General features: G+C 68.1%; 11 protein-coding genes. 3 read left to right on the top strand and 8 right to left on the bottom strand.

The features are described from left to right. Positions 1 to 87 precede the first annotated feature (87 nt). Positions 88 to 1,485 (top strand): UdgX family uracil-DNA binding protein, encoded by a 1,398-nt coding sequence (locus tag ACQKJZ_RS15545; RefSeq protein WP_427732145.1) that lies wholly within the window; start codon positions 88 to 90, stop codon positions 1,483 to 1,485. 91 nt (positions 1,486 to 1,576) lie between these two features. Here the strand turns inward: ACQKJZ_RS15545 and ACQKJZ_RS15550 are convergent, their stop codons facing one another. Beyond that, positions 1,577 to 2,374, bottom strand: coding sequence for an aldo/keto reductase (locus ACQKJZ_RS15550; protein ID WP_427732161.1), 798 nt, complete (start codon positions 2,372 to 2,374; stop codon positions 1,577 to 1,579). A 75-nt stretch (positions 2,375 to 2,449) separates the two neighbouring features. On the opposite strand from ACQKJZ_RS15550, the gene ACQKJZ_RS15555 reads away from it, so the two are divergent. Continuing rightward, positions 2,450 to 3,085 (top strand): DedA family protein, encoded by a 636-nt coding sequence (locus ACQKJZ_RS15555; RefSeq protein WP_427732147.1) that lies wholly within the window; start codon positions 2,450 to 2,452, stop codon positions 3,083 to 3,085. Here the strand turns inward: ACQKJZ_RS15555 and ACQKJZ_RS15560 are convergent. Next, positions 3,040 to 4,455, bottom strand: coding sequence for a hypothetical protein (locus ACQKJZ_RS15560; protein ID WP_427732149.1), 1,416 nt, complete (start codon positions 4,453 to 4,455; stop codon positions 3,040 to 3,042). The two genes, ACQKJZ_RS15555 and ACQKJZ_RS15560, sit on opposite strands and share 46 nt — an antisense overlap. A gap of 197 nt (positions 4,456 to 4,652) precedes the next feature. Beyond that, positions 4,653 to 5,123, bottom strand: coding sequence for an Lrp/AsnC family transcriptional regulator (locus ACQKJZ_RS15565; RefSeq protein WP_427732151.1), 471 nt, complete (start codon positions 5,121 to 5,123; stop codon positions 4,653 to 4,655). A gap of 126 nt (positions 5,124 to 5,249) precedes the next feature. Here ACQKJZ_RS15565 and ACQKJZ_RS15570 point away from each other — a divergent pair, with 126 nt between their 5' ends. After that, positions 5,250 to 6,314 carry a Glu/Leu/Phe/Val family dehydrogenase gene (locus tag ACQKJZ_RS15570; RefSeq protein ID WP_427732153.1) on the top strand — a complete coding sequence of 355 codons (1,065 nt, stop codon included), beginning with the start codon at positions 5,250 to 5,252 and terminating at the stop codon, positions 6,312 to 6,314. 316 nt (positions 6,315 to 6,630) lie between these two features. Here the strand turns inward: ACQKJZ_RS15570 and ACQKJZ_RS15575 are convergent, their stop codons facing one another. The 5 genes from ACQKJZ_RS15575 to ACQKJZ_RS15595 all read right to left on the bottom strand — a co-directional run. Then, the gene (locus ACQKJZ_RS15575) at positions 6,631 to 7,098 is read right to left on the bottom strand and encodes a hypothetical protein (RefSeq protein WP_312490819.1); all 468 of its coding nucleotides are present in this window, start codon (positions 7,096 to 7,098) and stop codon (positions 6,631 to 6,633) included. Positions 7,099 to 7,120: 22 nt separating this feature from the next. Next, the gene (locus tag ACQKJZ_RS15580) at positions 7,121 to 7,663 is read right to left on the bottom strand and encodes a demethoxyubiquinone hydroxylase family protein (RefSeq protein WP_427732156.1); all 543 of its coding nucleotides are present in this window, start codon (positions 7,661 to 7,663) and stop codon (positions 7,121 to 7,123) included. Further along, a complete protein-coding gene (locus ACQKJZ_RS15585; RefSeq protein ID WP_427732163.1) occupies positions 7,660 to 8,154 on the bottom strand; it encodes a disulfide bond formation protein B in 495 nt (164 codons plus the stop codon). The genes ACQKJZ_RS15580 and ACQKJZ_RS15585 overlap by 4 nt, the downstream gene beginning before the upstream one ends. Positions 8,155 to 8,156: 2 nt before the next feature. Beyond that, complete coding sequence (locus tag ACQKJZ_RS15590) at positions 8,157 to 9,506, bottom strand: S41 family peptidase (RefSeq protein ID WP_312490816.1); 1,350 nt, start codon at positions 9,504 to 9,506, stop codon at positions 8,157 to 8,159. A 213-nt stretch (positions 9,507 to 9,719) separates the two neighbouring features. Continuing rightward, a partial coding sequence (locus ACQKJZ_RS15595) for a murein hydrolase activator EnvC family protein (protein WP_427732159.1) occupies positions 9,720 to 10,615 on the bottom strand: 896 nt, incomplete at its 5' end.

The following is a 10,615-nucleotide window of genomic DNA, read 5'->3' on the forward strand; positions in this document are numbered from 1 at the left end:
GGGGTCGGGGGTGGGGCGCTTCCACAAAGGCAACGCTTGCGGGGAGGCCCCACCCCAACCCCTCCCCTGAAGGCGAGGGGCTGAAGCGTGCGCATCATAACCCTCCCCGCCCCCGATGATTTTGACGCCTGGCGCGACGCCGCGCGCGGGCTGATCGCCGACAGCGTTCCCCCCGATCAGGTCGTATGGCAGGTCGGCGAGCAGCCCGCCGACCTGTTCGGCGCGGTCGCCGATGACAGCCCGGCCGCCGCTGCCCCGCGCTTCAACGTTTCGCGCGCCTTCATCGATCTCGCCCGCAGCGTCATCCTGTCCAACGACCCGGAGCGGTTCGCGCTGCTCCACACCGCACTTGACCGGCTGCGCCGCCAGCCCCGGCTGATCGAGGATCAGGCCGATCCGCTGATCCGCCGCCTCGACCGGCTGGCCAAGGCGGTGCGGCGCGACATCCACAAGATGCGCGCCTTCCTCCGCTTCCGCGAGACCGAGGACGACGACGGCCCACGCTATGTCGCCTGGTTCGAGCCCGAACATCATATCGTGCGGGCCAATGCGGCGTTCTTCGTCAACCGCTTCACCACGATGCGCTGGTCGATCCTGACGCCGGAGGTTTCGCTCCATTGGGACGGCAAGACGCTGACCGAAGGCCCCGGCGCCGCACGCGCCGACGCCCCCGAGGGCGACCCGACCGAGGCGGTGTGGAAGACCTATTATGCCAGCATCTTCAACCCGGCGCGCGTGAAGATCGGCGCGATGCTGAAGGAGATGCCGCGCAAATACTGGAAAAACATGCCGGAAACCGCGTTGGTCCCGCAACTGATCGCAGGCGCGCAGGCGCGGGAGACGGGCATGATCGATACGGCGAAGGTGGATGTTCGTTCGGGACGCGGCGGCAATGCGCAAGCGGCCTGGGCGGCGCTGCGCGACGAGGCGATGACCTGCACGCGCTGCCCGCTCTATGCGCCCGCGACGCAGACGGTGTTCGGCGAAGGCCCTGTCGACGCCGCGCTGATGTTCGTCGGCGAACAGCCTGGCGATCAGGAGGATCTGGCCGGCCATCCCTTTGTCGGCCCGGCAGGACAAGTGTTCGACCGCGCCGTGGCCGAGGCCGGCATCGACCGCGCGCGCGCCTATGTCACCAACGCCGTCAAGCATTTCAAATTCGAGCCGCGCGGCAAACGCCGCATCCATAGCTCGCCCAATGCGGGCGAAATCCAGGCGTGTCGCTGGTGGGTCGAGCAGGAACGCCTGCTGATCCAGCCACAGGTGACGGTGGCGCTCGGCGCGACGGCGGCGCGTTCGCTGTTCGGCAAGGCCATGACGATCGGCCGCGAACGCGGCAAGGCGCTGACCCTGCCGGATGGCGGCACGGCCTTCATCACCGTGCACCCCAGTTATCTGCTGCGCCTGCCCGATCCCGAGGCAAAGAAGCTGGAATATGCGCGCTTCGTCGCGGATCTGAAGCTGGCGGCGGCGGCATTGTCCTAACCATCACCAGCCGCGATTTCCTCGCCCGCATGTCACCGGCGAGCGGCGGGGAACAGCCATTCCGTTGCTCCCCGATCACCCGCCCGCCATGTCACATCTCGCGGGGATCCGGCCCGATCCGCCCGTCCGCATCGTCCAGCGCATCGATGGCGGCCATGTCCTCGTCGTCCAGCGTCAGATCGGTCGCTGCGAACTTGTCGGCCATGTGCGCCGCATCCGCCGCCTTGGGGATCGCCGACAGGCCGTGCGCCAGATGCCAGGCCAACACCACCTGCGCCGCCGAACGGCCATGCTTGTCCGCGATCGCGACGATCTCGGGCATCTTCAGAAGTTCGCCACCCTGCCCCAGCGGGCTCCAGCTTTGCGTCACGATGCCCTTGGCCTCGTGATAGGCGCGCGCCTCGCGCTGTTGGAAGCGCGGGTGGAGTTCGATCTGGTTGACCGCAGGCACCACACCGGTCGCCTCGATGATCCGGTCGAGATGTTCGGGCAGGAAGTTCGACACGCCGATCGACTTCGCCTTGCCCGCCTCGCGCAAGCCGATCAGGCTCTGCCACGCTTCGACATAGGCGTCCTCGGCGGGCACCGGCCAATGGATCAGGTATAAGTCGACCGTCTCGACACCCAACAGCGCCAGGCTCTCGTCCAGCGCCGCCTCGGCATCGCGGTGGCGGTCGTTCCATAGCTTGGTCGTCAGGAACGCGTCCGCGTCGCGCAATCCGTCGCCCACGCCGCGTTCGTTGCCATAGATCGCGGCGGTGTCGACCAAGCCATAGCCGGTGTCGAGCCCACGCCGCACCACCATCGCCACTTGCGAGTCCGGGATCTGATAAGTGCCCAGGCCGAGTTGGGGCAGGCTGCGGCCGTCGTTCAGGGTCAGCTTGGTCATGCCGTCCCAAACCGACCGCCCGCCTTCGCGGTTCCGATTGACCGCCGCGTGGGGATCGCGCAAGTCCCTGCCCCCATGGTCGAACATATTCTTTCCGCGCTGGCGAGCTTCGCCATCTGGGTCATCTCGTCGGGCGGCTATCTGGGCATCATGCTGCTGATGGCGATCGAGAGTGCGTGCATTCCGCTCCCCTCCGAGATCATCATGCCGTTCGCAGGCTATCTGGTGTCGACCGGGCAGTTCAACCTGTACCTCGCCGCGACGGCGGGCGCGCTGGGGTGCAATCTGGGCTCCATCGTCGCCTATGAGATCGGCAAGCACGGCGGCCGGCCGGTCGCCGAGCGCTGGGGCAAATATCTGTTGATCGGGCCGGGCGAGCTGGACGCTGCCGACCGCTTCTTCGCGCGCTATGGCTCGGTCGCGGTGCTGATCGGGCGGTTGCTGCCCGTCATCCGCACCTTCATCGCCTTTCCGGCCGGGGTCGCACGAATGAAGCTGGTCCCCTTCCACCTTTATACCTTCGTCGGCAGCTGGCCCTTCTGCCTGGTTCTGGCGATCGTCGGGCGCGAACTGGGCGAGAAATGGGATTCGGACCCGCGCGTGAAAGCCTTCTTCCACCGCGCCGACCTGGCGATCGGGATCGTCCTGGTCGTGCTGATCGCCTTCTATATCTGGCACCGAGTGCGCGGGCTCAAGCGCCACGCGCGCTGAACCAGCCACAGGGCGAGCGGGGTCGCGACCGCCGCCCAGAGATACAGGCCGCCCCATGTCGTCCATCCCCACCATTCGGAGGGGATGGTACGCAGGTCGCCATGACGGAAGCGCAGCTGGATTACCGCCTGCCACCAGGCCCAGCGATATTCGGGCGGCGCGAAAATCTCCGCCGCGGCGATCGTCAGGTTGATCGCTATCGATGCCGTCAGCAACAGCGCGAGGCTCGCGCGTTGCCATCCCCGGCGTGCCGATGCCCAGAGCGGCGCCAGCCCCAGCGCCGCGACCCCCGCCAGCGGCATGGCGTGACGCGGGCCGGTGGCGTTGCCGCCGTCCCAATAGACATAGGCCGCGTTGACCAGCAGCGCGACCAGCGCCACCCCGGCGGCCGTCAGCGCCAGCCCGCGCGTCGCGCGCGTCTCGGCCAGTTGCCATAGTCCGATCGGCGCCAGGATCAGGATCGGCGCGACCCAGATCAGCCCGCGTGTCGGCCCGATCAGGATGTCGCGCAGGACCGTGACATGCGGCACGGTCAGCCCGAACAGCCCCTGCTGCATCCCCTCGAAACCCACCACGCCCGAATAGCCGATGCGGAACGGCGTCCCGAAGGCGAACGAATTGTAAGCGAAGAGCGGCAGCACACCGACCAGTCCCGCAAGCAGGAACGGCCAGAGCTGTCGCAAATCGCTGCGGTGCCGCCACAGTGCCCACAGACCGATCACCGATCCCGCCAGCACCGCCTGATACTCGACCACCACCGCCCAACCGAGCGCCAGCCCCGCCACCGCCAGCCAGCGCCTGCCGCCTCGTGCCACCCCGGCCAGCGCGATGACGAACAAGGCCGCCACGCTCGCATGGCCGAGGAGCGTGGTGGAATAGCCCCAGATCGGCGCCCCCAACGCATAGGCCAGCGCCGCGAACAGGCCCGCGCCGACGCCGCCCGTCACGATCAGCGCCAGGTCGAACAGCATCACCGCCGCGATGGCGGTCAGCAGCGCCGAGCCGGTGGCGGCGGCGACCCGCGTGCGGAGTTTCAGATACTCGACGAAGCCCAGGTCGAAGACGCTAGGCTGATGCCGGTCGGCGCGATCGCCGGTCACCGCGTCGGTCAGCGCGACCGCCGGCATCGCCATCAGGGTCATGCCCGGCGCCTTGTCGAGATAGGCATGATCACCGAACTGCGCCTTGTCGATGGTCAACGGTGCGAAGGGATCGATGGTCGCGGTGCGATCCTCGACCATGCGGATCGCCGCGAACAAACGCGTGGCATTGTTAGGGTTCAATTCCCACGAGCCGAACCAGGCACAGGAGATCCAAACCAGAAGGAACAGGCCCGCCCGAATGCCGCCCAAACCCTGCCACCGCGTCATCGGATCACCCCCTGGTTGGTGGCTTTGGCGCTAGCCGCCCGCAGGATCGGGGACAAGCGCGCGACCACCAAATTCCTCCCCTGGAAGGGGAGGTGGCAGGGCGAAGCCCTGACGGAGGGGTGTCGCCCCCTCGAAAGCTGGACACCCCTCCGACGCGCTTATGCGCGCCACCTCCCCTTCCATGGGAGGAAAAACGATCAGGCCGGGATCGGCAGCGAGGTCGTCGACTTGATCTCGGACAGCGCGACCGTGGAATTGATCTCCTGCACGCCGGGCAGGTTGGACAGCCGCTCGAAGAACAGCCGTTCATAGGATTCGATATCGGCCGCGACGATGCGCAGCATGAAGTCGACCGAGCCCATCAGGACGTGGCACTCCATCACCTCGGGCACCTCGCGAATCGCGGCGGTGAACTCGTCGAGATTGGCGCGACCATGCGCATTGAGCTTCACCTGCGCGAAGATCTGCGCCTTCAACCCGATCTTGGTGCGATCGACCAGCGCCACCCGCCGCTTGATGATCCCGTCGCGCTCCAGCCGGTCGATCCGCCGCCAGCAGGGTGAGGCGGACAGCCCCACCGCCTCGGCGATCGCGGCGGTCGACAGACTCGCATCCTCTTGCAAAAGCGCGAGGATACGGCGTTCCCATATATCGAGTTCAGGCGGCATTTTTATTCTCTAACATGACTTTCATCGAATATTCTATCCGGCTTGCTGGCTCCTGGGCATGATATGCGACCAGAACGTCTTCTCGTCCCCCGCTAGATTGGCGCCATCAGATCGAGGATGAAGACGATGGCCCTGCCCCAAGACACCCACCACCTGCCGCCCGAAGAGGTGGTGCCGTTTCGCGACGCCGAGAGCGGGGCGAGTGGCGTCATCGTGCTCCACTCGACCGCGCTCGGCCCGGCGGCGGGTGGGTGCCGGTTCTGGCGTTATGCCAGCGATCAGGATGCGGTCGTCGACGCGCTGCGGCTGGCCGAGGGCATGGCGTTGAAGAACGCGCTGGCGGACCTGCCCTTTGGCGGTGGCAAGGCGGTGTTGCGCTGCCCCGAACGGCCGCATGACCGCGCCGCGCTGTTCCGCGCCTTTGGCCGGGTCGTGCGGGACCTGAAGGGCCGCTACGTCACCGCCGAGGATGTCGGCACCGGCGTCGCGGATATGGAGGTGGTGGCCGGCGAGACCAGTCATGTCGCCGGCCTGCCGCCGCGTGACGGGCGGCCGGGTGGCGATCCCTCGCCCTGGACGGCGCTCGGCGTCGTACAGGCGATGCGGGTGGCGGTGCGCCACCGGCTGGATGCGGACCTGTCCGATGTGACGGTGGCGGTGCAGGGGCTGGGCCATGTGGGCTTCGCACTGTGCGAGTTACTGCACGGCATGGGCGCGAAGCTGATCGTCGCCGAACCGCGCAGCGACGTGGCGGCGCGCGCGGCGGATCGGTTCGGCGCCATGGTGATGAGCGGCAAGGCGCTGCTGACCGCACGCGCCGATGTATTCGCACCCTGTGCGCTGGGCGGCGTGCTGGATGCCGAGACCGTCCGGCAATTGCGGACGCCCGTGGTGTGCGGCGCGGCCAACAACCAGCTGGCCGATGCGAACATGGCCCTGCGCCTGGCCGAGCGCGACGTGCTCTATGCGCCGGACTTCCTGGTCAATGCCGGCGGGATCATCAATGTCGCAGGCGAGCATCTCGGCTGGAGCCCATCCGAGGTGCGGCGGCGGGTGATGCATGTGGGCCAGCGGCTGACGACCACGCTCGCGCTGGCGGCGCGTGAAGGCATTACGCCGCATGACGCCGCCCGCACCGTCGCCCTCGACCGGATGGCGCAGGCCCGGCGGGTGGAAGCGGTGGCGGCGTAAGGTCTATAGGGGCGGCGCGGATCCCGGCCCTGGGCCACCGGAGCCGTTCACGCTGAGCGAAGTCGAAGCGTATGCCTTGCCCTTGCCTTCCCTCGACATTGCCGTGGGCGCGGGTCAGTGCGTCCCGTGGCCTTCGACTTCGCTCAGGCTGAACGGAGGTTGGGTGTTCCTTTTCCCATGTCCCCACGGCAGAGCCAGTGCCGAGTGGGCACCGGAATCTTCCTGTCTGCAACGGGAGGTGGCAGGCAGCAGGGCTGACGGAGGGGTGTCCCGGTCCATAAGCCAGCACGCCCCTCGTCAAAAAGCCGAAACGCGATCAGCGGTTGCCCGCTTCCTCCAGCCGCCGGCGCTCGGCATTGGCGGCCCGATTCTCACGAACGCGCTGGCCGAAGCAGCCGGTCGCGCCGCCGGCGCCCACCGCCGAGCAGCTGCCGATACCGTTGACGCCGACGCCCTCGTTCAGCGTGCCCGTCGCGCGCACCGCCCAGCTTTCATTCTCGGGCGTGACCTGAAGATCGCGCAGCTCCTTGGGCACGCGGAACTGTTCCTCCGCGCCGCGCCGGACGCAGACGACGATCTCGTTGCCGTTATTGTCGGTCGGGCAGCGTTCGTTGCCGAACAGGGTCAGCACGCCGTTGACGGGGGCGTTGCGCGACACCTCGCCCGGCCCCTCGATCGGCTTGGGCTTGATCGCGCCGGGGGCGGCGACCTGCTGTCCGATGGCCGGCGTCGTAGCCGTGATGACGAAGGCAGCCAGCGCGGCGGCCCAGGACCCGTTCTTCATCCTCTCTCTCCCGCTTGTCCGATCAGATCCGCTTGGCCGCCGCGATGGCGAATTTGCAGCCCGCCCGGATCACGCCGTACAATACTGGATAGGCGATCGCCTCCTCCGCGCCCGCGCCCAGTGCATGGTCGCGGTGCTCCAGCTCCTCGGCCTGGAAATCGGCGATCGCCTCCGACAATTCGGTGTCGCTGTCGCCCAGCTGGTCGAGCTGTGCCTGATAATGTTTGTCGATCTCGGTCTCGACCGCCGCGGTGCAGGCCATCGCAGCCTTCGGCCCGATCGCTGCCGTGATCGCGCCCAGTGCGAAGCCCGCCTTGTCCCAGAAAGGCTGGAACAGCGTCGGCCGCACGCGGCGCTCGGCGATCATCCGGTCGAAAAAGGCGCGGTGGCGCTCCTCCTGCTCGGCCATGTGATGGATCGCGCGCGAGGCGGGATGCCGGTCGCCCAGCACCGCCAGCTGCCCGGCATAGATGCGGGTCGCGCCATATTCTCCGGCCTGATCCACCCGGACCATCGCCTTCGTCGTCTCACGCCGGTCGCCCGGCATCCAGCGAAGCTGGCTCATCGCGCCTTCCTCATCAACAACAGGATCGCCGCCGCGCCGCCCAGCGAGAAGATTGCATTGAACCCGGCCAGCGAAATGCCGCCCAACGTCCATTGCGCCACGTCGCAGCGGATGACCGGCGCCTTCATGATGGCGCTCAACCGGTCCGCCGCGCTCAACCCCGTCAAATCCACCGTCGAGGTGCAGGCGGTGAAGCCCTGCCACCAGCCATATTCGACCCCGGCATGCGCCACACCAATCGCCCCCGACACCGCGATCAACAACGCGGCAAGGATGACAAGCGATCCGCGAACGCTCCGCTGCGGCACGACAAAGGCGAGGAGCGCGGGCACCAGCGCGGCATAATGCGGCCAGCGCTGCCAGTGGCACATCTCGCACGGATATAACCCGCCGATCAGCTGACTGCCCCAGGCGCCGGCGAGCAGCGCGGCGGGCAGCAGCAGCGCGATGGCATTGGCCAGCCGTTCGTTGCGGGTGCGCGGCACGGCCATCGTCACTTCACCGGCGGCTTGGTGGCGGCGGCGACCTGCGCCGGGCCGCCCAGCCGGGCGATCGTCTTCAGCGCATAATAGAGCTGGAAGTCCTCGACCCCCTGCTTCTTCAGCGCCTCGGGCGTGGCGGCGAAGCGCGGATCGTCCTTATTGTCCTCTTCGAGGATCTTGTTGTCGGCCTTCACCTCGTTGATCAGGTGACGGCGCAGATCGGCCTCGCGGAAGACGGGGCGCGTCTTGTAATCGGGGTCGGAAATCTGCGGGACCTTGATGTCCGGCTCGATCCCGCCCTCCTGCACCGACCGGCCCGAGGGGGTGTAGTAGCGCGCGGTGGTGAGACGCAGCGCGGTCTCCGGGCCGAGCGGCAGCAGCGTCTGCACCGAACCCTTGCCGAAGCTGCGCTCGCCCATGACGATCGCGCGGTGGTGATCCTGCAGCGCGCCCGCGACGATCTCCGAGGCGGAGGCGGTGCCGGAGTTGGTCAGCACGATGATGGGCAGGCCATGCGCATCGTCGCCCGGCTTGGCGTAATAACGATCGATGTCCGACTTCTCGCGGCCGCGCTGCGACACGATCTCCCCGTGATCGAGGAAGGCGTCGCTGACCGCGATCGCCTGGGTCAGCAACCCGCCGCCATTGTCGCGCAAGTCCACGACATAGCCGAGCGGCCGGTGCCCCAGCGCCTTGTCGATCGCCATGATCGCGCCCCGCGTGTCCGCGCCGGTATTCTCGGAGAAGGTGTTGATGTTGATATAGCCGACATCGCCCTTCACCTCCCACTTCACCGGGCGCTGGACGATGACCTCGCGGGTCAGGGTCAGCTCGATCGGCTTGTCGCGGCCGGGACGGACGAGGGTCAGCTTGATCTTCGTGCCAGGCTTGCCCCGCATCTGGCCGATCGCCTCGTCCAGCGACTGGCCGTAGATCAGCTTGCCGTCGATATGGGTGATATAATCGCCCGACTTCACGCCCGCTCGACCCGCCGGGGTATCCTCCTGCGGCGCGATGACCTTGATCGCGCCATCCTCCATCGAGACGGTCAGGCCCAGCCCGCCATAATTGCCCTCGGTCTGGATCTTCAGATTGTCGAAATCGAGCGCATCGACATAGCTGCTGTGCGGATCGAGCGCGGCGAGCATCCCCTGGATCGCACCCTTGATCAGCGTGTCGTCGTCGACCTTGTCGACATAATCGGCCTTGATGCGATTATAGACGTCGAGGAAGCGATCGAACTGGCGCACGGTGGAGCTGTCGACCGCGGCCATCGCAGAGGTCGTGATCGGCACCATGGCAAGCGCGCCGACGATCGCAGTAGCAGTCAGAAACGGACGTTGTGCAAGCGGACGGGGCATCGAGTGTCCTGGACCTGGAAATATGGCGGCCTTTGTAGCCGCAAGCCGCCTGCAATCAAAGCGTAACCGTGCTGAACCGGGGCTGAGCGGAATGCGCGTGCCGTACGACATCGCATGGCCTTCGACGTCGCTCCTGCCGGACGGAGATCGGGACCAGCGCAGGCCCGCCGCGCCGACCGCCGTTCGCATTTGCGCGATGCCGAAGCGCCACCCTCACCCCAGCAGCGCCGCGATATCCATCGGACGGCCGTCGCGGCGCAGTTCCACCGTGACGCGCGGGGCGGCTCCGCCACGGCCGTTGCCGGCCCGGCCGAGCACCGCGCCGGCTTCGACCCGCTCCCCGATATGCACGGCCAGCGCGCCTAGGCCGGTCACCAGGCTGGTCCAGCCTTCGCCATGATCGAGGATGACGATCCCGCCATAGCCCCGGAACTTCGCGGCGTAGCGGACCGTCCCGGCGGTCGGTGCCACCACGGTCGCGGCGGGCGCGGTCGCCAGGGTGATGCCACGCGCCCGCACGCCGGCATCGAAAATCTCGCCGAAACCGCGCGCGACGCGGCCCCGCACCGGCAGGCGATAGGTGCCGGCCGCGATCTCCGGCCCCTTCACCCCCGGCGCCAGCGGCCGGGCAACCGGGCCCGCCAGCCGGACCAGTTCCCCGGCGGTCGCCTGTGCCGTCCCACGTTCGGCCATCTGATCGACGATGTCGCGCGCTGCCTCGCCCAGCGCCAGCGCGCGGTTGGATTCGTCGATCGCGCTGCGCCCCAGGCTGTCGGCGCGGCCGCGATGCAGCGCCTCCAGCCGGGCGAGCGCCTGACGCTGGCCCTCCAGCCTGGCGGAGGTCGTGGCGAGCGCCTGCGCCGCCACTTTGGCCTGCGCCTCGACCCGGCGTGATGCCGCCAGTTCGCGGCGGACGGTGGCCGAACGCTCGGCGATGACGGGGGCGATGGTGGAGAAGACCGCGCGGACATGCGCGAGGTCGGCGACCGATCCGGGTTGCGCCACCGCCGCAATGGGCGGGCGCGCCGCCATGTCCTGCATCGCGGCCAGCAGATGCGCGAGCGGCGCCTGCGCCCGCGCCAGCCGGGTCCGCTGGCGGTCGAGCAGCC

The organism is Sphingomonas sp. NPDC019816 (genome assembly GCF_050274375.1).
Taxonomy (GTDB): domain Bacteria; phylum Pseudomonadota; class Alphaproteobacteria; order Sphingomonadales; family Sphingomonadaceae; genus Sphingomonas.